Source organism: Actinomadura sp. WAC 06369 (genome assembly GCF_003947565.1).
Classification (GTDB): Bacteria; Actinomycetota; Actinomycetes; order Streptosporangiales; family Streptosporangiaceae; genus Spirillospora; species Spirillospora rifamycini.
The window spans coordinates 1-25,234 of sequence record NZ_QHJN01000116.1 but is presented as its reverse complement, the minus strand read 5'-3'; the positions used below and the strand labels follow the sequence as shown (position 1 = coordinate 25,234).

Genomic DNA, 25,234 nt, shown 5'->3' with positions numbered 1-25,234 from the left:
GCCAGGCCCAGCCCCGCGGCCCCGAGCCCCAGCAGGCCCAGCGCCCGCCGCCGACCGACCAGGGTGCCGAGATCGAACCCGAGCCCCTGATCGACGACGTCCTCCCCCGGCCGCACGAGCGGCCGCCCCTCGAACTCGTCCACGAACCCTCCACAGCGCAACGGCCTCAGTACAACCACCAGTGTTCGCGGCGCCACTGAAAAGGTCCTTGCGACACGATGAGTTTTCTCTTTGCGGCTTCCCTCAGAACGGAGGGTCGTCGCTGTACCCGGCAGCCGTGTCGCCGAAGTCCGGCACGGGGACGGGCGGCCAGACGCGGGCCGAGTGTTCGCCGAGGTTCCATGCGAGACGGTGCCGAACCCACCCGTCGGCCTCGGTCTCCTGCAGCTCGCGCAGTCGCGAGTGGAGATCGAGGAGTTCGAACCGTCCCACGGCTGCGACGCCGTGCGAGCGGAGCAGCGGATCCGCATCCTCCAGGAGCCCGGCGACCGTTTCGGCGAGCAGGCGCCGCGGAGGCTCGTCCCGGTCGACGCCCACGAACGACGTCAGTTGGTAGGCCGCGAGCCTGCGGCGTTCGAGGTCGTCCGACGCCAGCTCCGACAGGACGTCGGCGAAGGTGACCCTTCGGAGCGCGCTGAGCGCGCCGAGGGCCCGCGGGGTGCACGACCGGGCGTGCTCCTCGATATCGTCCGCGACCGCGTCGGCGTCGGGGAGGCTGCGCGGGTGCCTGTGCCGCTGCCACTTCAGCAGGTCCCAGAGGTCCGCCCGCACGCCGGGGTCCGGGTCGGCGGTCACGGCGGCCAGCAGCGCATCCCACACGTGATAATCGAGCACCGGCAAGGCCGGCAGCGTCTCCCCGGCACGGGCGCGCCGCTCCGGGGACGGGTCGTCGGCGAGCACCCCGAGCAGTCCGCGCTCGTCCAGCGGGAGCCCCTCCCAGAACCAGCCGCCGTGGCGACCGGCGACGGCCTCGTCCAGCCACCGCTCATACCACGCGAGGAAGTCGGCGTCCTCGACGACGTACGGGCCGACCGGCCCCTCGTCGTCGAGGTTGACCAGCCGTCCTCGCGCCGGCCCGGCCACGACCAGACGGGTAACGAGAGAGCAGCCGTGCGTCGAGACGAGCACGGTGCCGCGCAGGAAGTTCCGGTCCGGGCCCGGCGGATCCTCGTACCGCTCCTCCCAGTCGCCGTAGTAGCGCGGTCCCGGGAGGTACGGGCTGGGTCGCGCCAGGTGCCCGGACGGTCCTTTCGCGCAGCACGCGACGTCCAGTCGGCAGAACCGGTACCCCGGACCGGCGCCCTCGGCGCCCAGTTCGGTGATGAACAGCCGGTACTCCGGGGGAAGGGCCACCTCGTGCCGTTCTTCGTACTCGGCCACCGCGGCCTCCGGCAACGGCGGCCCGAGCTCGAACCGATGGTCTTCCGCACCGAAGACCGCCGGCGGTTCGGCCCGCGCCGCCGCCAGCTTGTCGGCGATCCGCCCCAACCGCACGCCATCAGGATCGGCCACGCGCCCACCTTATGGGCGCACGTCCCGAAAAAACGGTTCTCGGCAAACGTGCACCCGCTGAAAGGGATCTGCACAGAGCGACGCGAATACGTCGGCGACCACGCAGATGGCGTCGTTCAGCGCGTCCGTCCGAACGACGACCACGCGGACGACTTCCACGGCCCGCGACCGGAGTAGGTGGGGCGCGACAGGTAAGGAACGGGAGTGCGGCGGGCGCATCGGGCGGACAGCGGGAGGTGGAGCATTGCAGACCTTTCTCCCGTACGCGGACTTCGCCGCCACGGCCGCCATCCTCGACCCGCGGAGGCTCGGGAAGCAGCGCGTCGAGGCGCTGCAGGTGCTGCGCGGGCTGACGGTGCCGGGGTACGGGTGGCGCAACCACCCGGCCGTCCGGATGTGGACGGGGTACGAGGAGGCGCTGGTCCGCTACGGCCTGGAGATCTGCCGGCACTGGTGCTCGCTCGGCCACCGGGACACGTGCGCCGCCTCGCTGACGTCCGACCTGGCGGACGCCACGGGCATCGAGCGTCCGCGCGGCCAGGAAGCCCTCGCCGAAGCCGGGGCGCTACCGCCCTGGCTCGGCGACCCGAAACTGCACATCAGCCACCGGTCCGCGCTGATCCGCAAGGACCCCGACTTCTACCGGCCGCACTTCCCCCACGTACCCCCCGACCTGCCGTACTTCTGGCCCGACTCCGACCGCAAGAAGCACCACGACGACCGGCCGCACCGCCCCTGACCGCGCCTCGAATCATCGCTTCGCACGCCGGACTGGGGGCTTGCCTGACCTCGCCCGGGTACGGCGCACCATCATCGGCAGCATCCACGGCTGCTTCGACGAACTGCTACGCGCGAGCACACGGCGCCGCGCCGAGATGTGCACAGCCTGGCGCATGCCGGGCGCGCGGCCGATCCGGGCGGCCCTCGGCCCTCGCGGCAAAGCAGAACGGCCCGACCGGGTTCGGTCGGGCCGCATCTGCGATCTCTGGTGGAGGTGGCGGGAATCGAACCCGCGTCCTTCGATGATGAGTCAGGGCTTCTCCGGGTGCAGCCTGCTAGGCGGTTTCTCGGCCCCGGCGCTCACGCAGGCTAGTCGCCGACGGGCCCAGTCGCTGTTCGATTTCCCTTGCAACCCCGCGACCGGGCTGCAAGGTGGAGTCTCCTGATGATGTCAGGTCCCGGGGCGGAGACTCACCCGGGCTGACAGAGTTCGCTCCTCGCTCAGGCGGCGAGGGCGAACTCGGACTGCTTCTTGTTGGCAGTTATTGGTTTGCTGTCACAGGATTAACGAGGTCACGACAGCAACCCTCGACCCGCTTCTCCTGGCTCGATCGACCGAAGTCGAAGCCGGTCACCCCCATGTTGAGTTGTCAAAGCGGCCCGGGGGCCGCGCAGTTGACGTTACTAGGATAACGCGTGGGCGGGCAACGTGATTCCCGGCGGACGCGTGAAACCCGGGCGGGCGCGTGGCGCCCGCCCGGGTTCGACCGGCAGGGTCGGGCCGGTCCGGACGGCAGAGCCTCCCCCGAGACGAGGCTCTGGTCTCATCACGGCGACTGAGTCCGCAACCCCCCAAGCGGTTTCTCAGTCATAGGGGAAGACGCTCGGGGGGCGGGCGTTGGTTGCGGTCCGGACGTAAACAGGTTCCAAAATCAGCCGAAGAAGGCTCCGGCGACCTGGGCGGCGTCCATCTGGCCCTCGATGGCGATGGCGACGGCGAGGTCGCCCTTGGAGCCGACGAACCACGAGACGTTCTTGGAGTTGCCGCCCTCGTTGTAGGTGGTGAAGGAGGTGACTCCGGCGACCTCGCTGTCGACGTGGGCGGCCTTGGCGGTGCCGTTCCGGGCGGAGTTGTCCAGGACCTCCTTGAGGTTCGCGATCGACTCCGACGGGAGGTTCTGGGCGGGCGCGCGCTGCTCGGCGTTCGGGACGTCGTTGCCCTTGAAGACGTACGGGGGACGCCAGGTGCCGGCCTGCGCGGCGGCGGCGACGAGGGCCATCGCCAGGGGGCTGACCTCGACGCCGCCCTCGCCGACCATCGTCGCGGCCTTCTCGCCCTCGTTGTCGGGGGACGACACCGCGCCGGTGAACGCGGGGACCTGCAGGCCCCAGTCCTGGCCGATGCCGAAGCGGGCCGCCTCGGCGAGGAGGGTCTTGCCGTCGATCTTGCCGCTCTGCTGGGCGAGGGCGGTCTTGCAGGACAGCGCGAGGTGGTTGGTGAACTTGCTGTCCTCGTACGCCTTCGTGGTGAAGTTCTTGCCGCCGACGGCGGTCGTGCCGGGGCAGGACGTCTCGGTGGCCGGGGTGAGGCCGCCGTGGGTGAACAGCGCCTGGGCGGAGACGATCTGGAACGTCATGCCGGGCGGGTAGTGGCCCTCGAACGCGCGGTTCTCGCCCTTCGTGCCGTGGTTGGAGACCGCGAGCACCTCGCCGGTGGCGGGCCGGACGGCCACGAGGGACGCCGGGAACGGCAGGCCGTTCAGGGCCTGGTCGGCGGCGACCTGGACGCCCGGGTCGAGCGTCGTCTGGACCTCCTTCGGCTGCTCGCCCGGCCAGCTCTTCAGCGTCGCGGTGCGCTGCCCGTTCGGGTCCTGCGCGACGACGCTGACGGTCGGGGTGCCGGCGAGGTTGCGCTGCATGAGCAGCTGGACGCCGCTGACGCCGATCGTGTCGCCCGGCTGGTAGGGGGCGCCGACCTCCTGCAGCCGGTCGGACGTCGCGGGGCCGAGCGTCCCGATCAGCTCCGGGGCGGCCTTCGGCGCGATCGGTGCGACGATGTCGCGGAACTCCAGGCCGGGGATGTTGCCGTGGAGCCGCTGGATCAGCCGGGCGTGGGTCGCGGCCTGCAGGGTCATCAGCGGCAGGAACTCCTGCGGCGGCGCGGACAGGACGCGGCCGTGGAGGCGTTCGGCGTCGAGCCGGCGGCCGCCGTCCATCTCGGTCGCCTTCGCGAGGGCGTCGAGGGTCTTCTTCGGGTCCTGCAGCTTGCCGGGGGTGACCCCGACCTGGTAGGCCCGGGCGGGGTTCAGCATCGACTTGCCGTTGGTGTCGGTGATCAGCGCGCGCTCGGGCTCCTCGCTGACCACCGCGAGCCGCTGCCCCGGCTGGAGCTTCGGGTTGATGATGGACGGGCTCCAGACGACCTTCCAGTGGCCGCCGACCCGCTTGAGGTTCATGTGGCCCTTGTACTCCCAGGGCCGCCCGTTCTCGCCGAGGTCGATCTTCACGGAGAAGGACGCCTGCGCGGTGTCGCCCTCCTTGACGATCGCGGCGGCGTCGGGGTCGGCGCCGAGGACGCCGATCGACAGCCGCAGGGACGCCGCGTCGAGCTGGGCGCTCACCTTGCTGAGGGCGTCCGCGACCTGCTTCTCATCGGCGCCCACGGTGTTGCCGGCGGCGGCCTCGTAGTTGCCGACCGACCAGGCGATCAGGAAGTCGCGGACGGCCGGCATCGCCGACCGCTCGGCGAAGCAGCCGGTGGTCAGGGACGCGACGAGGGCGCCGCACGCGGCCAGCGAGATGGCTCGGCGCCGGACGCTGCGCGTCCGGTCTCGGTTGGTCTTGGACACCCTTCACCGTCTCCTGAACCGGGCCGCCTGAGCACGCTGCATCTCCCGCTGGGCCTCCCGTTTGGCGATGGCCTGCCGCTTGTCGTAGGACTTCTTACCACGGCCCAGGCCGATCTCGACCTTGGCCTTGCCGTCCTTGAAGTAGAGCGAGAGCGGGACGAGGGTCCAGCCGGGGTCCGACGTCTTGTCGATGATCTTCTGGATCTCGCGCCGGTTCAGCAGCAGCTTCCGGCGGCGGCGCGGGGCGTGGTTCGTCCAGGTGCCCTGCGTGTACTCGGGGATGTGGACGTTCTCCAGCCACACCTCCCCGTCCCTGACCTGGGCGAAGCCGTCGACGAGGGAGGCGCGGCCCGCACGGAGGGCTTTGACCTCGGTGCCCATCAGCACCATGCCCGCCTCCCAGGTGTCGTCGATGTGGTAGTCGTAGCGGGCCCGCTTGTTCTGGGCGATGAGCTTTCGCCCTGTGTCGCGTGACACGTGATCAGCCTCGGTCCTTGTCCGGCAGCGTCGCGTCCAGGCCGCGCAGCACCGTCCGGGCGCGCTGCTCGGCCGCTTCGGGAGGGCGGTCGGCGGAGACCGCCACGTCGGGTTCGATCCCGACACCGTCGAGGTTACGGCCGCTCGGGGTGCGGTAGCGACCGACGGTCAGCTCGATCGTCGAACCGTCGGAGAGCCCGATCGGCTCCTGCACCGACCCCTTGCCGTATGTACGTGATCCTACGAGGACCGCGCGGTCGCGGTCGCGCAGGGACCCGGCGACGATCTCCGCGGCGCTCGCCGTCCCGGCGTCGACGAGCACGACCAGCGGCGACTCCGCGTCCCCGGGGCGGTCGGCGGTGTAGCGGCGGGGCGGTTCGCCGCGCCGCTCGTAGGTGACGACCGGGCCGCCCGCGAGGAACGCCGACGCCGCCCCGACGGACTCCTCCAGCAGCCCGCCCGGGTTCCCGCGCAGGTCGAGGACGAACCCGGCGTCCGGCGCGGGCTCGACGGCGGCGCGGACGCGGTCGCCGGTGCCGCGGGTGAACGCGCCGACGCGGATCGTCCGGACGCCGCCGGGCCCGTCGGTCACGGTGACGTCGCCCTTGCCGACGGACGTCCGGACGAGCCGGAACGTGCGGGCGCGGGAGCCGCGGGCCACGGTGAGGTCGACGGCGTCGCCCGCGGGCCCGCGCAGCGCGGCGGCGGTGCGGGCGAGGTCCCAGCCGGCGGTGGCGGCGCCATCCACGGCGGTGACGACGTCGCCGGCGCGGACCCCGGCGCGCGCGGCCGCGCTCCCGGGCTGGACGCTCGCGACGCGGACCCGCGCGTCGCCGTCGGCGGCGCCGAGCCACAGCCCGACGCCGCTGTAGTGCCCGTTGAGGCGGCCCTCGACGTCGTCGTACCGGCGGGCCGGGTAGTAGCGGGCCCACGTGTCGCCGAGCCCGCGGAGCATGCCTTCGATCGCGTGCCGGTCGAGTTCGGCGCGTCCGACGGGGTGCGCCGCACTGCCGCCGATCTTGGCGGCGGCCTCGTCCAGGACGGACCCGTCGGCGACGGCGGCGTGCCGGTCGGGGCCCGGTCCGCTGACCGCGCCGAGACCGTACGCGCCGAGGACGGCGGACGCCATGACGGCACCGCGGAGCAGGCGACCGGACGGGAACATGCCGCAAGTCTAGAGTCGGGGCCGGTGCGGGCCCGGCGTTCCGCTCAGATCCGCAGGTACCGCCGCAGGGTCAGGAAGGAGGCGATCGCGCAGAGCAGGACGCCGAAGCAGATCGACACCACGATGACCGAGAGGACGGTGCCCCAGCCGAGCGTGCTGATGAGCTGGATGTCGTCGGCGAGCCGGTCGAGCAGCAGGAACTTGCTCATCACGAGCAGGATCGAGGCGAACAGGCCGCCGATCAGGCCGGCGATGGCGCCCTCCAGGATGAAGGGCAGCTGGATATAGGTGTTGGAGGCGCCGACGAGCCGCATGATGCCGGTCTCCCTGCGCCGGTTGAACGCCGACAGCCGGACGGTGTTGCCGACCAGCAGCACCGAGGCGACGACCTGGATCAGCGCGATCACCAGGGCGCCCCACTGCAGCGCGTTCAGGATGCCGAAGAACCGGTCGAGGATCTCCTGCTCGTTGATCACCGTGTCCACGCCGGGGCGGCTCTGCACGGCTTCGGCGACGGACTTGTACTCTTCGGCGTTCTTGAGCTTGACGCGGAAGGAGTCGGGGATGTCGCCCTCACGGGTGCTCTCCACGAAGCCGGGCGAGCCCGCGTAGCGCTCCTTGAAGCGCTGGTACGCCTCCTGCCGGCTCTCGTAGGTGACCTCCGAGACCTCGGACATGCCCTTGAGCTGCTGCTCGAGCTGCTTGCGCTGGTCCTCGGTGACGTCCTGCCCCTGGCAGGCGGGGTTCGAGCTGGTCTTCGCGCACAGGAAGATCGAAACTTCGATCTTGTCCTGCCAGTAGCTCTTGGAGGCGGAGACCTCGGCGCGGATGAGCAGGCCGGTGCCGAAGAGCGCCATGGCGATGGCGACCGTGATGATGAGGGAGATCGTCATCGTCAGGTTCCGGCGGAGACCGATCCAGATCTCCTGGAGAACGAACTGTACGCGCATGCCTCGCTGTCCTTGGTCGCCTGTCGTCGTCCCGGCTGTCTTCGCGGTGGCGGGAACGGGTGGTTCGGATGGGAGCCGTCAGTGGGCCGGGCCGGTCCTCAGTAAGCCTGGCCGTAGACGCCGCGGGACTGGTCGCGGACGACCCGTCCGTCCTCGAGCTCGACGACGCGCTTGCGGAAGGCGTCGACGATCGCGGCGTCGTGGGTGGCCATGACGACGGTGGTGCCGGTCCGGTTGATGCGGTCCAGCACCTTCATGATTCCGATGGAGGTGGCCGGGTCGATGTTGCCCGTCGGCTCGTCCGCCAGCAGGATCATCGGCCGGTTGACGAACGCGCGCGCGATGGCGACGCGCTGCTGCTCGCCGCCGGACAGCTCGTGCGGCATCCGGTGGGCCTTGCCCTCGAGGCCGACCAGGTCGATGACCTCGGGCACGACCTTGCCGATGAAGCGCCGCGGCTTGCCGATCACTTCGAGGGCGAACGCGACGTTCTCGAAGACGTTCTTGTTGGGGAGCAACCGGAAGTCCTGGAAGACGCAGCCGATGCGGCGGCGCAGGTGCGGCACCTTCCAGTTGCTCAGTCTGTTGAGGTCCTTGCCCGCCACGTGCACGTGACCCTGGGAAGGACGCTCCTCCTTGAGGATGAGTCGCAGGAAGGTCGACTTACCGGAGCCGGACGGGCCGACCAGGAACAGGAACTCGCCCTTGTCGATGGCGACGTTCACGTGCTGGAGGGCGGGCCGGTTCTGGCTCCGATAGACCTTGGTGACGTTGTCGAAATTGATCACGGCTGCATCACGGCGGTTCAGTCTAGGGGTTGGGGAGCGGCCCGACCTGCGGCGGCGGACGTGGTCCGCCGCGTTCGGCCTGCGCCGCCCGGCTCTGCGGCCGGACGGGCCGTGGAGCCTGCGAGCAGTGTAGAGGGGACAGTCAACTACCTCGTCCCACTCGACGTGGTGGTGATGACGCGGTGGGAATGACCGGGCCCGCACTGTGCGGGCTCCGGGGTCGCCCCCGGGTGGTTCGTACCGTTCAAGATTCCGGACTTGCCGGACCGACCATACAGTCCGGCTAGGCTGGATGATGGGAAAGATGCCTAATAAGTCGGTGATCGACGCATCCGCACGGACCCGCGTGCCGAGCACGGAGATGGGGGCCACACCATGAGCTGCGAAGATCTGATCTGCGCCCGCTGCTCGAACCCGGTCGTCGAGGGACGCTGCCCGACCTGCAGGATCGCCCGTTCCCAGATGCACCGGCACGGGCCGTCGCTGCCTCCGACCCTCGTCCTCGCCGTGCTGGTCGCGCTGCTGTTCGTGGCGCTCGTGCTACAGCGCGTGTACTGAGGGCTCTGAGAGCCTTCTCACCAACTCGGCGTTCGGGAACCCTGACCGTCCGCAAATCTGGACGAACCAGGACGAACGGCATCAGTTCTTCTTCAGCGGCGGGGTGTTCGCGCGGGTGACGGCCCCGCTGTCGGCGATGACCCGCGCCCTGGCCGCCGCGGACCCGCGGTCGCCGTCCTTCTCCCCGTCCCCGTCCTTCTCCCCGGACGGACGGTCGCCGCTCGGCCCCGCGCTCCCGCTCGGGCTCGCGCTCGGCGACGGCTCACCCGAAGCGCCGTCCCCGCTCCCGCCGTCCCCCTCGTCCCCGCCGTCCTCGCGGGGCGGGTCGTAGGCGGCGAAGTGCAGCGTCGACGCCGTGTCGACCCTGTTCCCCTCGACGGTCCCGTCGAGCAGGTGCTCCGCCTCGGCCGGGATCTCGGGGCGGGGCGCCTCCGGATCGTCGGCGGCGGCCTCGGAGATGAGCGACACGTTGCGGAACAGCGAGTAGATGATCAGCCCGCCGCCGTCCTCGGTGCGCAGCCCGAAGTAGGGGAACGACGTCGCCGTCGGGACGACCGTCATCGTCAGGTCGTCCTCCTCGGCGCTCTCCTTCGCCTTCTCGGCGCGCTCGTAGTAGCCGCTCGTGCGCGAGCCGGCCTCCATGACCTTGGCGGCGACGCTGCCGTCGCCCTCGGCCGCCATCGTCGCGTGGATGCCGCCCATCTCCTGCGGCCGGATCAGGACGGACGTGTCGTCGCTGCGCAGCGCCTCCGCGTAGCCGTCGTCGTCGACCGCGACCGCGGGGACGTCGGCGTCCCGGTCGAGGACGACGACGTTCGTCAGCGACCAGCGGCGGTCGGCCCCCCGCAGGATGAACGACATCAGCACGCGGCGCCGGCTGCCGGACTCGCCCGCGACCGAGCGGTCCACGGACGCCACGAACCACTGCGGGTAGCCGCCCCCGCGCAGCTTCGGGACGTACAGTTCGGGCTTGCCGTAGTGGAAGCGGCGCACCGGGTCGCCGTCGTAGGCGGCCTTGCGGAACTCGGCGGCGGTGAGCTGGGACTGCCCGTCGGACGTCCAGGTCAGCGCGAGCCGCTCGTCGCCCGCGGCGCGCGCCACGTCCTCGTTGATGACATAGGTACGGAAGGTGTCCTTCGCGACCTGCGGGGTGAGGTCGACCGGTTCGGGCGGCGAGGGCGTGGGCATGGCCGCGGTCGGCCGCACCTCCGGCGCGCTCTGCTGAGCGCAGCCCGCGGCGGCCACCGGCACCAGCAGCATGACGGCCGCCAGCGCGCGCGCGATCGTGTGCAAGACTCCGTCCCCCGGACCCGATGTCCGCCCTGACGCTCAGGGCGTCCGGCAGGATTTCCCGTTCGCCGATTCTGCCACCCAGGGTATGGGGCGGGCGCCCCCGGCACTGCCGGGACGGCGATAAGCTCGGAAGCGTGGCAGGCATGGAACCGGAAGAGCGACTCAAGGAGCTCGGCGCGACCCTGTCCGGCATCGAGCAGGTGCTGGACCTCGACGGCATGCGACGCGACATCGCTGAGCTGCGCGAGCAGTCCGCCGACCCCGACCTGTGGAACGACCAGGAGCGCGCCCAGTCGGTGACCCGCCGCCTGTCGTACCTGGAGAGCGAGCTGGGCAAGGTGGAGGGCCTGCGGCAGCGTCTCGACGACGCCGCGACCCTGTACGAGATGGCCGCCGAGATGGACGACGCCGACACGCGCGCGGAGGCCGACGGGGAGCTGGAGGAGCTGGGGAAGGCCGTCCAGCAGCTCGAGGTCCGGACGCTCATGTCGGGCGAGTACGACGCCCGCGAGGCGCTCGTCACGATCAACGCGCAGGCCGGCGGCGTCGACGCGGCCGACTGGGCGGAGCAGCTCCAGCGCATGTACCTGCGGTGGGCCGAGCGGCACGGCTACCCGACCGAGGTCTACGAGACGTCCTACGCCGAAGAGGCCGGGATCAAGTCGACGACGTTCACGGTCAAGGCGCCCTACGCGTACGGGACGCTGCGCGGCGAGCACGGCACGCACCGGCTCGTCCGCATCTCCCCGTTCGACAACCAGGGCCGCCGGCAGACGTCGTTCGCCGGGCTCGACGTCGTCCCGGTCGTGGAGCAGAGCGACCACGTCGAGATCGACGAGAACGACCTGCGGATCGACGTGTACCGGTCGTCCGGTCCGGGCGGGCAGGGCGTCAACACGACCGACTCCGCGGTCCGGATCACGCACCTCCCGACGGGCATCGTGGTGTCCTGCCAGAACGAGCGGAGCCAGCTGCAGAACCGGGCGACGGCGATGAACGTCCTGCAGGCGAAGCTGCTGGAGCGCAAGCGGCAGGAGGAGGCGGAGAAGATGTCCGCCCTGCGCGGCGAGGGCACGAGCAGCTGGGGCACGCAGATCCGCAACTACGTCCTGCACCCGTACCAGATCGTCAAGGACCTCCGCACGGGCGTCGAGGCGGGCAACCCGTCGTCCGTCCTGGACGGCGACATCGACGAGTTCATCGAGGCGGAGATCCGCTGGATGCGGCAGCAGGAAGCCGAAGCCTGATCTTTTTCTCGCGTTCGCGGAGTGATCAGGTGGTCACTCTGCGATGATTCCGGGTGGACTCAGCTCGCCGATTCCACCCGGGGGACCGCATGGCCGCACGCACACCCGCACGTCCGCACGCGCGCTCGCGTCCGGTCGCGGCCGCGCTGGCGGTGCCCTGCCTGCTCGGCGGCGCCGCCGCGGGTTGCGGCGGGGGCCCGTCCGGCGGGTCCGCCGGGTCGGACGCGCCGCCCGCGCTGAGCCGGGCGGAGGCGGAGCGGGTGCTGAAGTCCTACACCGCCGGCGCCGACCGGGCCGGGCAGAGGCTGAACGCCCGGGCGCTGACCGCGATCGAGACCGACCCGCAGCTGTCCATGGACGCGGCGATGTTCCGGAAGTACCGGGCGCTCCGCCAGCGGCCGCCGAAGCTCGGCTTCGCGAAGACCACCTTCTTCATCCCGCGGCTCCAGGGCCACCCGCGCTGGTTCGCGGTCGGCGCCGGAGGCGGCGGGGGGCAGGGCGCGCGGCCGCACGCGATGCTGTTCACGCAGGAGAAGGCGGGCGGGCCGTGGCTGCTGGCCGCCGACCCGGCCCCCGGTGACGGCGCGCTGGAGCGGGTCGAGCTGGACGAGCAGGGGTTCGCCGAACCGGTCGCGCCGGAGGCGGACGGGCTGGCGGTGACGCCCGCGGGGCTCCCGAAGGCGCACGCGGCGCTGATGACGAGCGGCCCGGACGCGTCCGGCGCCGCGGCGTTCGCGGACGGGCCCGCCACCGGCCGCGCGTACCAGGCGCTGCAGCAGGTCACGAAGTCGCTCGCCGGGCAGGGCGTCCGGCTGTCGTCGACGTTCGCGCCGGCGCCCTACCGGGTGCACGCGCTGCGCACGAAGGACGGCGGCGCGCTCGTCTGGTACGCGATGAAGCAGCGGGAGGCATACTCCGCCGCAAAACGGGGCAGCCTGGCGGTAAGCGGTGATCTCGTCGGGCTCGCCCCGGCCAGGTCGGTCAGGACACGCCTGAAGACGACGGTGCTCACGCAGTACCTCGCCGTCGTTCCGCCGGACGGCCGCGCCATGGTCGCCGGCGTCTACCGCAAGGCCGTCGCCGCCAAGGGAGCCTGAAGCCACGGGCCCCCGAACGCGGGGGCCGTCCCGCCGCGCACGGCGCCGAACCGCGCGCGGCCACCGTACTCCGTCGGGTGCCGGGCCGTCCCGCTCTTCCCGACCGCTGCAGCGGGAGCGGTCCGGCACCCGGCGGGTCCTTCGATTGTGCCGCGCGCGCCGTCCCGTCCCCGGTACGGGGGACGGGACGGCGCGTCACGGCGCCCGCTCGGCCGGGGCGGTCACGCCTCGGCGGGCGGCAGGGAACTGCTGGTGACGAGCGTGCGGACCGACCGCAGCGCCACCGACAGCGTCGCGAGGTCGAAACTGTCGCTCTCCCAGATCTCGCCGAGCATCTGCTGGGCGCGGTCCACCGCCGTCTTGTTCTTCTCCGCCCAGTGCACCAGCCGCTCCTCCGGCCGCCCGCCGGGCTCGCTCGTCACCAGGACGTCCCGGGTGAGGGCCGAGTGCGCCGTGTACAGGTCGTCGCGCAAAGCCGACCGCGCCATCGAGCGCCACCGGTCGTCGCGGGGCAGCGCGATGATCCGCTCCCGCAGCCGGGACAGCTGGAGCCGCTCGGCGAGGTCGAAGTACACCTCCGCGACCTCCTCGACCGGGCGTCCCGTCTCGTGCGCGATCCCCACCAGGTCGAACGTGCTGTAGGCGGCGACGAGCATCGCGCACTGCTCCGCCAGCTCGCCGGGGACGCCCCGCTCGGCGAACCCGTCGCGGCGCTGCTCGAACGCCGCGAGGTCCTGCCCGGCGAGCAGCTTGGGCAGCTGCGCGCTGAGCGTCGCGGCGCCGCCGGCGAAGAAGTCGACCGTCTCCCGGATGTCGAACGGGGGCCGCCGGTTGTGCAGCAGCCAGCGGGCGCCGCGCTCGGTCAGCTTCCGCGCCTCCAGCAGCATCGCGACCTGCGTGGACTGGTCGACCTGCCGCGACAGGCCCTCCACCGACCGCCAGAACTTCGGCATCTCGAACACGTCCCGGGCCACCAGGTAGGCGCGGGCGATGTCGGACGACGACGCGCCCGTCTCCTCGTTCATCCGGAAGACGAACGACGAGCCGGAGTTGTTGACCAGGTCGTTCACCACCGCCGTGGTGATGATCTGGCGGCGCAGCGGGTGCCGGTCCATGTGCGGGCGGAACCGCTCGCGCAGCGGCGTCGGGAAGTAGTCGACGAGCCACGACTCCAGGTACGGGTCGTCGGCCAGGTCGGACTGGACGATCTCGGCGTCCAGCGTCAGCTTCGCGTACGCCAGCAGCACCGAGAACTCGGGGCCGGTCAGCCCCAGCCCGGACTGCCGCCGCTCCGCGATCGCCTTGTGGCCCGGCAGGAACTCCAGGTGCCGGTTCAGCCGCCCGTCCCGCTCCAGCTTCCGCATGTGCCGGGCGTGGACGTGCAGCATCGCCGGGGCCTGCGCGCGGGACGCCGCGAGCACCACGTTCTGCGCGTAGTTGTCGCGCAGCACGAGCCGTCCGACCTCGTCGGTCATCTCGTACAGCAGGGCGTCGCGCTGCTTGCCGGTCAGCTCCCCGTCGCGGACCGCCTGGTCCAGCAGGATCTTGATGTTGACTTCGTGGTCGGAGGTGTCGACGCCGGCGGAGTTGTCGATGAAGTCGGTGTTGACCAGGCCGCCCTGCCCGTCCGCGCCGCTGCGCGCGTACTCGATCCGGGCGAGCTGCGTCAGGCCCAGGTTGCCGCCCTCGCCGACGACGCGGCAGCGCAGCTCCCCGCCGTCGACCCGCACCGGGTCGTTCGCCTTGTCGCCGACCGCGTCGTTCGTCTCCAGCGAGCCCTTGACGTACGTGCCGATCCCGCCGTTCCACAGCAGGTCGACCGGGGCCCGCAGGATCGCCCGGATCAGCTCGTACGGGGTGAGCGCGGCGACGCCCTCGTCGATGCCGAGCGCCGCCCGCACCGGCGGGGTGATCTTGATCGACTTCGCGGTCCGCGGGAAGACGCCGCCGCCCTTGGAGATCAGCGACGCGTCGTAGTCGGCCCACGTGCTGCGCGGCAGCTCGAACAGGCGCCGCCGCTCCGCGAACGACGCCGCCGCGTCCGGGTCGGGGTCGAGGAAGATGTGCCGGTGGTCGAACGCCGCGACCAGCCGGATGTGCTCCGACAGCAGCATCCCGTTGCCGAACACGTCACCGGACATGTCGCCGATCCCGACGACCGTGAAGTCCTCGGCCTGCGTGTCCTTGCCCAGCGTCCGGAAGTGGTACTTCACCGACTCCCAGGCGCCGCGCGCCGTGATGCCCATCGCCTTGTGGTCGTAGCCGACGGACCCGCCGGACGCGAACGCGTCCCCGAGCCAGAACCCGTACTCGGCGGCGACCCCGTTCGCGATGTCGGAGAACGTCGCGGTGCCCTTGTCGGCCGCGACGACGAGGTAGGTGTCGTCCCCGTCGTGCCGCACGACGTCCGGCGGCGGCACCACCTTGCCGTCCACCAGGTTGTCGGTGACGTCGAGCAGGCCCGAGATGAAGTCCTTGTAGCAGGCGACGCCCGCCTTCTGCCACGCCTCCCGGTCCGCGGCCGGGTCGGGGAGCTGCTTGCCGACGAACCCGCCCTTCGCGCCCGCCGGGACGATCACCGTGTTCTTCACGGCCTGCGCCTTCACCAGGCCGAGGATCTCGGTGCGGAAGTCCTCGCGGCGGTCCGACCAGCGCAGCCCGCCGCGCGCCACCGCGCCGTACCGCAGGTGCACGCCCTCGACCGACGGCGAGTACACGAAGATCTCGTACATCGGGCGCGGCTCCGGCAGGTCCGGGATGCGCGCCGGGTCCAGCTTCAGCGACAGGTACGGCTTGTGCTGGTAGTGGTTCGTGCGCAGCGTCGCCTGGATCATCGCGAGGTACGCGCGCAGGATCCGGTCCTCGTCGAGGCTCGCGACCTCGTCGAGCTTGCCCTGCAGCTCCTCGGTGATGCCGAGGCTGCGCTCGCTCTCCCCGCCCGCCAGGGCCGGGTCGAAGCGGCTCTCCCACAGCCGCACCAGCAGCCGCGTGATCTGCGCGTTCCGCAGCAGCACCTGCTCGACGTAGCGCTTGGAGAACGACGTGCCCGCCTGCCGCTGGTACATCGCGTACGCGCGCAGGATCATCGCCTGCCGGAAGCTCAGCCCCACGTGCAGGACGAGCGCGTTGAACCCGTCGTTCTCGATCTCGCCGCGCCACAGGGCGCGGAAGGCGTCCTGGAACAGCTCCTTGACCGACTCCTCGGACACGTCGGCGGACGGCGCGTACCGCAGCCCCAGGTCGTAGATCCAGCACCGGCGGCCGTCCGCGGTGCCGATCTCGTAGGGGCGCTCGTCGATGACCTCCACGCCCATGTTCTGCAGCAGCGGCAGCACCCGCGACAGCGAGATCGGCTCGCCCAGCCGGTAGATCTTCAGCCGCCGCTCGCCGTGCCCCGCGCCGAACGGCTCGTACAGGTTGATGGACGTGTCGGCGTCGGGGCCGAGCTCCTCCAGGAACCGCAGGTCGGCGACCGCCGTGCGGGCCGGGAAGTCCGCCTTGTAGCCCTCGGGGAACGCGTCGGCGTACCGCCGCGACAGCGTCCCCGACCGCTCCTCGCCGAACTGCTCGAGGACCGCGTCCGCCAGGTCGTCCGCCCACGACCGGGTCGCCGCCGCGAGCCGCGCCTCCAGGTCGTCCGCGTCGACGTCCGGCAGCGGACGGCCGCGCTCGCCCCGCACGACCACGTGCAGGCGCGCCAGGAGGGACTCGGTGACGTTCGCGCTGTAGTCGACGCTGACGCCCTCGAACGCCTCCTTCAGGATCGCCTGGATGCGCAGCCGCACCTTCGTCGTGTACCGGTCGCGCGGCAGGTAGACCATGCACGACATGAACCGGCCGTACATGTCCTTGCGGAGGAACAGCCTCAACTGGCGCCGCTCCCGCAGCCGCAGCACCCCGAGCGCGATGCCCAGCAGGTCGGCCACGGAGATCTGGAACAGCTCGTCGCGCGGGTAGCCCTCCAGCACCTCGATGAGGTCCTGCCCGTCGTAGCTGTCGGCCGGGAACCCGGACCGCTCCAACACCTCGTCGCGCTTGCGCTTCAAGACCGGGACGTGCGCGATCGACTCGCTGTACGCGACGTGCGTGAACAGGCCGAGGAACCGGCGCTCCCCCACCACCTCGCCGGACGCGTCGAACTTCTTCACCCCGATGTAGTCGAGGTACAGCGGGCGGTGGACGGTCGAACGCGAGTTCGCCTTCGTCAGCACCAGCAGCCGCTTCTCCGTCGCCTTCTCCCGCACCTCGGGCGGCAGCGCGGCGAAGCTGCGGGACTCGCGCGTGTCGTCGCGGAGGATGCCGAGCCCGGTCCCGGGCTCGGGCCGCAGCGCCGTCCCGTCCTCGACCAGCGTGTAGTCGCGGTAGCCGAGGAAGGTGAAATGCCCGTCGACCAGCCAGTCGAGCAGCTCGACGCCCTCGGCGAGCTCCTTGTCCGGCAGCGCGAGCCCGTCCCCGCGGACCGCGTCGGCGATCTCCCGCGCGCGCGCCCGCATCTTGGGCCCGTCCTCGAACGCGACCCGCACGTCCTGCAGGACCCGCAGGAGGTCCTTCTCGAGCGTCTCCAGCGTCGCGCGGTCGCTCGTCCGGTCGATCTCGATGTGCATCCACGACTCGTCGATGTCGGTGGAGTCGTCGAGCTTCGCGCGGAACCCGTGCAGGTGGCCCGCGACGTCCCGGTCGACGCCGAGCAGCGGGTGCACGACCAGGTGCACCGCGTGCTGGTGCCGGTTCAGCTCCATCGTCACCGAGTCGACGAGGAACGGCATGTCGTCGGTGACCACCTGCACGACCGTGTGCCCCGGATCCCAGCCGTGCTCCTCGACCGTCGGCGTGAAGACCCGCACCTTCGGGCGCCCCTGCGGCCGCTCCTCGCCGAGCAGCCGGTGCGCCATCGCCGGGCCGCAGATGTCGGCCGGATCCCGTTCCAGGAGGTCCTCCGGCGCGACGTGCCGGTAGTAGAGCCGGAGGTACGCGACGGCCTCCTCGACGTCGCCCCCGCCGGTCCCCGGCCGCTGGACGCACCTCTCGGCGGCCCTGCGTATGAGATCGTCCTTCGCCTGGTCGAGCTTGCCGCCCATCAAAAAAACTCCCCTTAGAGACTCCGCCACCCCGTTGTGGCGCTCCTCACGCGCCAGCGTAGCCAGGAAAACACCCCAAAGTTGACCTGCCAACCCGTTACGCGGACGTGGCTTTTCCCACGTGCTCGCGGGAGGGTCCGCCGGCAGGGGCTCGGGGTGCCGTCCGTCTCCGGCGCCCGCGTGCGGTCACGGGGCGCCGCTCCGGCACCGCCGGGGGCTCGCCGCGCGGTCAGATTCTCGCAAGACCGAATCCGGTTCCGCATGCGATCACGGGGATTGGGAGGGACGCGGGGAGCGGGAGGGACGGGCGCGCGGCCGGACGGTCGGGGGGCGCGCGCGCCCGCGGGGAGCGGCGGACGGTCAGGCGCCGGCGTCGGCGCCGCCCGTGCCTCCGGTGGGCTCGCCCCCGTCGGGCGGCGGCTCCTCGCCGTCCGGGGGCGGCTCGTCCCCGCCGGGGTCGCCGCTGGGCGGCGGCCCGCTGGTGGTGGGCGAGCCGGTGGGGGTGTCGGACTCCGTCGGGTCGGGGGACGCGCTGTCGCTGGGGCTCGGGGAGCCCGACATGCTCGGGGAGCCCTCGTAGGACGAGTCGTAGGACGGGTCGGGCGTGTAGTCCGGGGTGTCGGAGACCGGGTCGTCCGGCGCCGTGGTCGTCGGGACCGTCAGCGACGGGGTGCCGCTGTCCGACATCGGCGGGACGGTCGGGTCCCCGACGTGCTCGCCGGCCTTGCCCTTCTCCCCCGAGCTGAAGATCATCACCGAGGACACGACCACGATCGCGACGAGCACCGCGGCGACGCCCGCCAACGCGGCCGAGCGGCCCGAGCTCTCGACGAGCTGCCGCAGCGTGGGACGTCCGCCGCCACCGCCGGGCCGGGTCGCGGCGGAGAGTGCCGCGGCGGGGACGGCCTGCGTGCGGTCGAGGTCGCCCGTCCGGACCGGGTCGTCCGCGGCGGCGGCCGCCGGCGCCTCATCGAAGCCCTCGGCGAAGTCCTCGTCGAGGGCCTCGGCGGCGCGGACGGACCCGGCCGCGAGCATCGCGGTCGCCTCGGGGTCGTCGGTGTCGTCCGGGACGGCGACCGGGACGGGGGCGGCGGCCTCCTCGTGGCCGAGCAGCCGCATCAGCACCTGCCGGGCCGTGGGCCGCAGCTCCGGCTCCTTGCGCAGGCAGTCGGCGACGAGGTCGCGCAGGGCGCCCTCCAGGCCGCCGAGGTCGGGCTCCTCGTGCAGGATCCGGTTGATCACCGCGGGGATGGTGTCCTGCCCGAACGGCGGCTCGCCCGTCGCGGCGAACACCAGCGTGGCCGCCCAGCAGAAGACGTCCGAGGGGGCGCCGATCTCGTCGCCGCCGATCTGCTCGGGCGACATGTACGACGGGGTGCCGATCACCCGGCTGGTCAGCGTGGTGCTGCCCGCCATCGCCCGCGCGACGCCGAAGTCGATCACGCGGGGGCCGTCCGGGCCGAGCAGGACGTTGTGCGGCTTGAAGTCGCGGTGGATGATCTTGGCCTGGTGGATCGCGGCGAGCGCCGTCGCGGTGCCGACCGCCAGCCGGTCGAGGGCCGCGCCCTCCAGCGGACCGTCCTTGGTGACGTGCTGGTTCAGCGACGGGCCCGGCACGTACTCGCTGACGATGTACGGGCGCTCGCCGGTCGCGTCCGCGTCGATCACCTGCGCGGTGCAGAACGGCGCGACCTGCTTGGCGACGTCGAGCTCGCGCAGGAACCGGGCGCGCGCCTTGTCGTCCTCCTCGAGCTCGGCGTGCAGGAGCTTGATCGCCACCTGCCGTCCGTCCTCGTCCTCGCCGAGGTAGACCGTGCCCTGCCCGCCTTCGCCCACCCGGCCGATCAGGGCGTAGGAACCAAGCCGCTCCGGATCCCCGGATCGCAGCGCCCCAATCTCCATGCGTGGAACCGTCCCTCTCCTGATCGCCCGGGTCGAGCGGACCACCGGCCGATCGTCGCGGGCCGGCGCTGTGCGTGTCAGTGTGACGTCCGAGTCGTGCGGGGGGTTCACCCGGCCATCAGGCCATACGGTGCGTTCTGACCCAGTGCTTCCGATCGGACACGTATGAGCAGGCTCTTACCTTAGTGCCGAACACCGACGGACCGCGAGATCATTCGCCGTCCGATCCGCATCCGCGAGACTGGTCCCATGTCCTTCCTGCACGGCCGCCGGGTCCGCACCCGCAACGAGATCATGGAAGCGCACGGGCTCGGCCGCAGCACCCTGGAGAAGTGGTACCGGGAACGCGCGTCCAACGGGCACCCGGAGCCCGCGGGGAAGGTCGGCGCGCAACTCGCCTGGGACGCCGACGCGTGGGACCGCTGGTACGCGGCGCGCGAAGCCCCGGCCGTCCCGTCCGGCCTGGCGACCCGCGACGACCTCGCCGCCCGGCACGGCCTCAGCCGCCACCGCCTCAAGCAGCTCTGGGCGGACCGCGCCGCCAACGGCCACCCCGAGCCCGCCCACCGCGCCGGCAAGGCCCTCTACTGGGACGAGGCCGAGTGGGCGGCCTGGTACGCGGCGCTCGCGGAACGGCCGCCCGCCGAGGACCCGGACGACCTCGTCACCCTCGCCGAGGCCGCCCGCATCCTCGGCCTCGCCCCGACGAGCGTCACGGTGTACGCGAAGCGCCCGCCCGCCGGCTGGCCCGAGCCCGCCCGCACCGAACCCCTCGCGGGCGGCCGCGTCCGCCGCCTCTACCGCCGCCGCGACGTCCGGTCCTACGCCGCCCGCCGCGCCCGCTGACCTCCCTCGCCTTCCGCGGTTCCGCCCGTCAGCGGGTGAAGTGGGCCAGGACCTCCGGGTTGGCCATCGAGTCGCGGTTGGCCGCCTGGTCGACCGGGGTGCCCTGCAGGATCTTGCGGACCGGGACCTCCAGCTTCTTGCCCGACAGGGTCCGCGGGATGCCCGGGACGGCGCGGACCTCGTCGGGGACGTGCCGCGGCGACAGCGCCGAGCGCAGTTCGCGCTTGAGCCGGTTCAGCAGGTCGTCGTCCAGGGACGCGTCCGGCGCTAGCTGCACGTAGAGCAGCAGGCGGCCCTCCTGGCCGAGGCGGCCGGTGTCGATGACGAGGCTGTCGGTGATCTCGTCGAACGCCTCGACGACGCGGTAGAAGTCGGACGTCCCCATGCGGACGCCGCCGCGGTTGAGGGTCGAGTCGGACCGGCCGTAGATGACGCAGCCGCCGTCCGGGAGGATCTTGAGCCAGTCGCCGTGCCGCCAGACGCCCGGGTACATGTCGAAGTACGAGTCGCGGTAGCGGGCGCCGTCCTCGTCGTTCCAGAAGAACACCGGCATCGACGGCATCGGCTCGGTGATCACCAGCTCGCCGACCTCGTCCACCACCGGCTCGCCCTGGTCGCCGAACGCCTCGACCTTGGCGCCGAGGCCGCGGCACTGGATGACCCCGGCGCGCAGCGGCAGCAGCGGGGACGGGCCGACGAAGCCGGTGCACAGGTCGGTGCCGCCGGAGAACGAGCCGAGCAGCAGGTCGCGGCCGACGGCGTCGTACACCCAGGCGAACCCCTCGGGCGGCAGGGGCGACCCCGTGGAGCCGATGCCGCGCAGCGCCGACAGGTCGAGCTCCTCGCCGGGGCGGCGGCCCTCCTTCGCGGAGGCGGTGATGTAGGGGGCGCCGACCCCCATGTAGGTCACGCCGCTGTCGGCGGCGAGCCGCCACAGGTCGAGCGGCGCACCGTCGTACATCACGATCGTGGAACCGGCCAGCAGCCCGCCGACCAGGTAGTTCCACATCATCCAGCCGGTGGTGGTGTACCAGAAGAAGACGTCGCCGGGGCCGAGGTCCTGGTGGAACGACAGGGCCTTGAGGTGTTCGAGGACGACGCCGCCGTGGCCGTGCACGATCGGCTTGGGCAGCCCGGTCGTCCCGGAGGAGTAGACGACCCACAGCGGGTGGTCGAAGGGGACGGGCTCGAACTCGAGGGCGCCGCCGTCGGGGCGGGGAAGGTCGGCGTAGCCCATGCCGACGCGGAACCCGTCGGGGGTCGCGGCCGGGTCGAGGTAGGGGACGAGCACGGTCGCGGCGAGCGTCGGCAGCGCGGCCTCGATCTCGCGGACGGTGTCGCGGCGGTCGAACGTCCTGCCGTTGTAGGCGTAGCCGTCGACGGCGATGAGGACCTTCGGCTCGATCTGCGCGAACCGGTCGATGACCGACGACGAGCCGAAGTCCGGCGAGCAGGACGACCAGATCGCGCCGAGGGACGCGGCGGCGAGGAAGCACACCAGCGCCTCGGGGATGTTCGGCATGTAGGCGGCGACCCGGTCGCCCTTGCCGACGCCGAGGTCGGCGAGGCCCGCGCGGACCTCGGCGACGTGCAGCGCCAGCTCCCGGAAGGACAGCACGCGGTGCCCGCCCGCCTCCGACCGGAAGATCACCGCGGTGTCGTCGGGGGTCTGCTCGGCCCGCCGCAGCGCGTTCGCGGCGTAATTGAGCGTCGAGCCGGGGAACCAGCGCAGCCCGTCCACCGGCATGGGGCCGCCGGTGCGGACGGGCCCGTCGCCGCGCTCGCCGACGACGTCGAAGTACGTCCAGATCGCGTCCCAGAAGGCGTCGACCTCGGTGACGGACCAGCGCCACAGGTCGTCGTAGGTCTCGGTGAGGACGCCCCGGTCCCACAGCCAGTGGACGAAGTGCGTCACCCGCGCGTTCGCGACGACCTGCTCGGACGGTTCCCAGAGCGGTGCGCCCTCGGCGACGGTGTGCTCACCCGACATCTCTCCACCTTCCCGCCGCGTCCGGCCGCGCGGCGCTCCCCATATTCGCCGCGGGGCCGCACCCGGCGCAACCTCGCCGCCCCGCCCGTCCGGCCGCTCCTTCCGCAGGTCACGCGCAATGCCTGTGGCGCACACACTTCCCGTGCCGGGCATGGCGTCGCGCCCCATGGCCGGGGTTATCCACAGGGCGGGTTCTCAGTTCCGCGCCGTCCCGGCACCGCGAACACTGGAGCCGACGGAAGGAAGAGACATGTCAGGGACTGGTCAGTTCGGCGACGGCCCGCAGCACGGCACCGGTGTCGGCGAGCGTGGGGAGGACGGCGTCCGCCCCCGCGGACCGCAGCTCCGCCTCCGTGGCGCTCCCGGTCGCGACCGCGACGATCGGCGAGCCGGCGATGTGCGCCGCCTGCACGTCGCGCGGCGAGTCCGCGATGTAGACCGTGGCCCGCTCGGGGAAGGCCGCGCCGTGCCGCTCCCCCGCGCGGGACCGGGCGAGCTCCAGCAGCGCCGCCTTGCTGTAGACGCCGTCCTCGTACCCGCCGGCGTCCAGGTCGAGGTGCCCGGCGAGCCCCAGCTCGGTCACCTTCAGCACCGCGTTCGCCCGGACCGACCCGGTGAGGACCGACTGCACGACGCCGGGCGCCCGCCCCAGAGCGTCCAGGGCCTCCCGCGCGCCCGCGAGCACCCGCCCGTGCTCCCGCAGCCCCGCCCGCCGCGCGGCGAACGCCCGGGTGAGCGCGGCGATGAACGGAGGAAGATGGTCGTCGGTCGTCACGACGTCGTTGAACGCGAGCGTCTCGAACACGATTTCCGACTCGGTGCGCCCCGGGGTGGGCGCGAGCCGCAGCAGCGGCCGCCCGACGGTCGCCTGGAACGCCTCGGCGTACGCCTCGCGGGTGACCCGCCCGACGTCGACCAGCGTGTGGTCGATGTTCCAGAGCACCAGCCGGTTCAGCGTCGACATCCCGTTCCCATGGTCGTCGGAGGAGCGCCCGGGCGTCCCGGGGGCGGTGGGCGCCCTTATCGTCGGGCCTCACGGGCTCTCCTGGCAACCGGGCGGTCAGGGCCCCATGTGCGGGTAGCGGTAGTCCGTCGGCGGGACGAACGACTCCTTGACGACGCGCGCGCTCGTCCAGCGGGTCAGGTTGAACACCGACCCCGCCTTGTCGTTCGTCCCGCTCGCCCGCGCGCCGCCGAACGGCTGCTGCCCGACGACCGAGCCGGTGGGCTTGTCGTTGACGTAGAAGTTCCCCGCGGCGAACCGCAGGCTCTCGGTGGCCGCGGCGATCGCCGCGCGGTCGTCCGCGATGACCGCGCCGGTGAGCCCGTACTCGGAGACGCCCTCCATCTGCCGGAGCACGGCGTCGTAGTCCGCGTCGTCGTAGACGTGCACGCCGAGGATCGGCCCGAAGTACTCGGTGGTGAAGATCTCGTCCTCCGGGTCCGCCGACTCCAGGACCGTCGGCCGCACGAAGTACCCCCGCGAGTCGTCGAACTCGCCCCCGACGAGGATCTTCATCGAGTCGATCGACCGGGCCCGCTCGATCGCCGCCCGATGCTTGGCGAACGCCCGGTCGTCGATGACGGCCCCCATGAACGTCGACAGGTCGGCCGCGACGTCCCCCATCGTCAGCGACTCCGTCTCGGCGCAGAACTCGTCCCGCAGCCGCCCCCAGACGCTCCGCGGGATGTAGGCCCGCGACGCCGCCGAGCACTTCTGCCCCTGGTACTCGAACGCCCCGCGCACCAGCGCCGTCTTGAGCACCGCCGCGTCGGCCGAGGGGTGGGCGATCACGAAGTCCTTGCCGCCGGTCTCGCCCACGATGCGCGGATACCCCCGGTACCCGGTGATGTTCTCCCCGATGGCCCGCCAGAGCCCCTGGAACGTCGGCACCGACCCCGTGAAGTGCAGCCCCGCCAGATCGGGCTGCCTCAGCGCCACCTCCGACACGGCCCGCCCGTTCCCGGTCACCATGTTGATGACGCCGGGCGGCAGCCCGGCCGCCTCCAGCAGCCGCATGGTGAAGTGCGCGGCCAGCTGCTGCGTCGGCGACGGCTTCCACACCACGACGTTGCCCATCAGTGCGGGCGAGGTCGGCAGGTTCCCCGCGATCGCGGAGAAGTTGAACGGGGTGATCGCCAGCACGAACCCCTCGAGCGGCCGGTACTCCATCCGGTTCCACACGCCCGGCGACGAGAGGGGCTGCATCTCGTGGATCCGCCGGGCGTACGCGACGTTGAACCGCCAGAAGTCGATCAGCTCGCACGCCGCGTCGATCTCGGCCTGCTGCACCGACTTCGACTGCCCGAGGATCGTGGCCGCGTTCAGCGTCGCCCGCCACGGCCCGGCCAGCAGATCGGCCGCCCGCAGGAAGATCGCCGCCCGGTCGTCGAACGACATCGCCCGCCACGCGGGCGCGGCCTCCCGCGCCGCCGCGACCGCCTCGGCCACGTCGGCCTCCGCGGCGTCCCCCATCCGCCCGAGCACATGCCCGTGGTTGTGCGGCTCGACCACCGCGATGGGCTCTCCCGCGCCCATCCGCCGCGCGCCCCCGATCGTCATCGACAGCTCGGTCTCGGTCCCGCCGAGCTCCTTGATCCGGGCCTCCAGCGCCGCCCGTTCCGGGCTGCCCGGCGCGTACCCCTTCACCGGCTCGTTCACCGGAACCGGAACGGTGGTGACGGCGTCCATGCGTTGCTCCCGCGATGTCCGACAACGGCGTCGACGTGCCAGTCCCTACCCCTTCGCCCCCACCCCGATG

17 protein-coding genes and 1 other RNA gene are annotated in these 25,234 nt (G+C 72.1%); 5 read left to right on the top strand and 13 right to left on the bottom strand.

The window, feature by feature from the left end:
* Positions 1-243: 243 nt before the first annotated feature.
* On the bottom strand, positions 244-1,512 hold the full coding sequence (locus DMH08_RS27165; protein ID WP_125618582.1) for a hypothetical protein: 1,269 nt from the start codon (positions 1,510-1,512) through the stop codon (positions 244-246).
* Between the two features lie 244 nt (positions 1,513-1,756).
* On the opposite strand from DMH08_RS27165, the gene DMH08_RS27160 reads away from it, so the two are divergent.
* The gene (locus tag DMH08_RS27160) at positions 1,757-2,251 is read left to right on the top strand and encodes an MSMEG_6728 family protein (protein ID WP_125618580.1); all 495 of its coding nucleotides are present in this window, start codon (positions 1,757-1,759) and stop codon (positions 2,249-2,251) included.
* Between the two features lie 247 nt (positions 2,252-2,498).
* On the opposite strand, the gene ssrA is transcribed toward DMH08_RS27160, so the two are convergent.
* The 6 genes from ssrA to ftsE form a co-directional block, all read right to left on the bottom strand.
* Positions 2,499-2,871, bottom strand: a transfer-messenger RNA (tmRNA) gene (gene ssrA, locus DMH08_RS27155).
* A gap of 293 nt (positions 2,872-3,164) precedes the next feature.
* The gene (locus DMH08_RS27150) at positions 3,165-5,081 is read right to left on the bottom strand and encodes a penicillin-binding transpeptidase domain-containing protein (RefSeq protein ID WP_233617835.1); all 1,917 of its coding nucleotides are present in this window, start codon (positions 5,079-5,081) and stop codon (positions 3,165-3,167) included.
* Between the two features lie 3 nt (positions 5,082-5,084).
* On the bottom strand, positions 5,085-5,558 hold the full coding sequence (gene smpB, locus DMH08_RS27145; RefSeq protein WP_026403059.1) for an SsrA-binding protein SmpB: 474 nt from the start codon (positions 5,556-5,558) through the stop codon (positions 5,085-5,087).
* 4 nt (positions 5,559-5,562) lie between these two features.
* Entirely contained in the window at positions 5,563-6,723 is a 1,161-nt protein-coding gene (locus DMH08_RS27140; RefSeq protein WP_125618578.1) for a S41 family peptidase, read from the bottom strand.
* 44 nt (positions 6,724-6,767) lie between these two features.
* The gene (gene ftsX / locus DMH08_RS27135) at positions 6,768-7,673 is read right to left on the bottom strand and encodes a permease-like cell division protein FtsX (RefSeq protein ID WP_026403057.1); all 906 of its coding nucleotides are present in this window, start codon (positions 7,671-7,673) and stop codon (positions 6,768-6,770) included.
* Between the two features lie 98 nt (positions 7,674-7,771).
* Positions 7,772-8,461: a cell division ATP-binding protein FtsE gene (ftsE, locus tag DMH08_RS27130; protein ID WP_026403056.1), complete on the bottom strand. Its 690-nt coding sequence runs from the start codon at positions 8,459-8,461 to the stop codon at positions 7,772-7,774.
* A gap of 375 nt (positions 8,462-8,836) precedes the next feature.
* Here ftsE and DMH08_RS27125 point away from each other — a divergent pair, with 375 nt between their 5' ends.
* Complete coding sequence (locus DMH08_RS27125; protein WP_026403055.1) at positions 8,837-9,019, top strand: hypothetical protein; 183 nt, start codon at positions 8,837-8,839, stop codon at positions 9,017-9,019.
* A gap of 81 nt (positions 9,020-9,100) precedes the next feature.
* Here DMH08_RS27125 and DMH08_RS27120 read toward each other — a convergent pair whose 3' ends face one another.
* A complete protein-coding gene (locus tag DMH08_RS27120) occupies positions 9,101-10,312 on the bottom strand; it encodes a hypothetical protein (RefSeq protein WP_125618576.1) in 1,212 nt (403 codons plus the stop codon).
* A gap of 143 nt (positions 10,313-10,455) precedes the next feature.
* Between DMH08_RS27120 and prfB the strand changes: the two genes are divergently transcribed.
* Together prfB and DMH08_RS27110 are read left to right on the top strand one after the other, a co-directional pair.
* Positions 10,456-11,559: a peptide chain release factor 2 gene (gene prfB / locus DMH08_RS27115; protein WP_425248259.1), complete on the top strand. Its 1,104-nt coding sequence runs from the start codon at positions 10,456-10,458 to the stop codon at positions 11,557-11,559.
* Positions 11,560-11,648: 89 nt separating this feature from the next.
* Positions 11,649-12,656 carry a hypothetical protein gene (locus DMH08_RS27110; RefSeq protein ID WP_125618574.1) on the top strand — a complete coding sequence of 336 codons (1,008 nt, stop codon included), beginning with the start codon at positions 11,649-11,651 and terminating at the stop codon, positions 12,654-12,656.
* Positions 12,657-12,877: 221 nt separating this feature from the next.
* On the opposite strand, the gene DMH08_RS27105 is transcribed toward DMH08_RS27110, so the two are convergent.
* Together DMH08_RS27105 and DMH08_RS27100 are read right to left on the bottom strand one after the other, a co-directional pair.
* Positions 12,878-17,734, bottom strand: coding sequence for an NAD-glutamate dehydrogenase (locus DMH08_RS27105; RefSeq protein WP_125618572.1), 4,857 nt, complete (start codon positions 17,732-17,734; stop codon positions 12,878-12,880).
* A 360-nt stretch (positions 17,735-18,094) separates the two neighbouring features.
* Positions 18,095-19,636 carry a serine/threonine-protein kinase gene (locus DMH08_RS27100; protein WP_125618570.1) on the bottom strand — a complete coding sequence of 514 codons (1,542 nt, stop codon included), beginning with the start codon at positions 19,634-19,636 and terminating at the stop codon, positions 18,095-18,097.
* 249 nt (positions 19,637-19,885) lie between these two features.
* Here DMH08_RS27100 and DMH08_RS27095 point away from each other — a divergent pair, with 249 nt between their 5' ends.
* A complete protein-coding gene (locus DMH08_RS27095; protein WP_125618568.1) occupies positions 19,886-20,482 on the top strand; it encodes a hypothetical protein in 597 nt (198 codons plus the stop codon).
* A gap of 28 nt (positions 20,483-20,510) precedes the next feature.
* Here the strand turns inward: DMH08_RS27095 and DMH08_RS27090 are convergent, their stop codons facing one another.
* The 3 genes from DMH08_RS27090 to pruA all read right to left on the bottom strand — a co-directional run bounded on the left by DMH08_RS27090 (position 20,511) and on the right by pruA (position 25,164).
* Positions 20,511-22,472, bottom strand: coding sequence for an acetoacetate--CoA ligase (locus tag DMH08_RS27090; RefSeq protein WP_026403050.1), 1,962 nt, complete (start codon positions 22,470-22,472; stop codon positions 20,511-20,513).
* Positions 22,473-22,725: 253 nt separating this feature from the next.
* A complete protein-coding gene (locus DMH08_RS27085; RefSeq protein WP_026403049.1) occupies positions 22,726-23,436 on the bottom strand; it encodes an HAD family hydrolase in 711 nt (236 codons plus the stop codon).
* Positions 23,437-23,532: 96 nt separating this feature from the next.
* Complete coding sequence (gene pruA / locus DMH08_RS27080; RefSeq protein WP_125618566.1) at positions 23,533-25,164, bottom strand: L-glutamate gamma-semialdehyde dehydrogenase; 1,632 nt, start codon at positions 25,162-25,164, stop codon at positions 23,533-23,535.
* Positions 25,165-25,234 lie beyond the last annotated feature (70 nt).

What these genes read in the sequence shown, in the direction of transcription:
- DMH08_RS27140 (WP_125618578.1), bottom strand. Translation starts at nt 6,723, where the DNA reads ATGTTCCCGTCCGGTCGCCTGCTCCGCGGTGCCGTCATGGCGTCCGCC.
- ftsX (WP_026403057.1), bottom strand. Translation starts at nt 7,673, where the DNA reads ATGCGCGTACAGTTCGTTCTCCAGGAGATCTGGATCGGTCTCCGCCGG.
- DMH08_RS27125 (WP_026403055.1), top strand. Translation starts at nt 8,837, where the DNA reads ATGAGCTGCGAAGATCTGATCTGCGCCCGCTGCTCGAACCCGGTCGTC.
- prfB (WP_425248259.1), top strand. Translation starts at nt 10,456, where the DNA reads ATGGAACCGGAAGAGCGACTCAAGGAGCTCGGCGCGACCCTGTCCGGC.
- DMH08_RS27110 (WP_125618574.1), top strand. Translation starts at nt 11,649, where the DNA reads ATGGCCGCACGCACACCCGCACGTCCGCACGCGCGCTCGCGTCCGGTC.
- DMH08_RS27105 (WP_125618572.1), bottom strand. Translation starts at nt 17,734, where the DNA reads ATGGGCGGCAAGCTCGACCAGGCGAAGGACGATCTCATACGCAGGGCC.
- DMH08_RS27100 (WP_125618570.1), bottom strand. Translation starts at nt 19,636, where the DNA reads ATGGAGATTGGGGCGCTGCGATCCGGGGATCCGGAGCGGCTTGGTTCC.
- DMH08_RS27095 (WP_125618568.1), top strand. Translation starts at nt 19,886, where the DNA reads ATGTCCTTCCTGCACGGCCGCCGGGTCCGCACCCGCAACGAGATCATG.
- DMH08_RS27090 (WP_026403050.1), bottom strand. Translation starts at nt 22,472, where the DNA reads ATGTCGGGTGAGCACACCGTCGCCGAGGGCGCACCGCTCTGGGAACCG.
- DMH08_RS27085 (WP_026403049.1), bottom strand. Translation starts at nt 23,436, where the DNA reads ATGTCGACGCTGAACCGGCTGGTGCTCTGGAACATCGACCACACGCTG.
- pruA (WP_125618566.1), bottom strand. Translation starts at nt 25,164, where the DNA reads ATGGACGCCGTCACCACCGTTCCGGTTCCGGTGAACGAGCCGGTGAAG.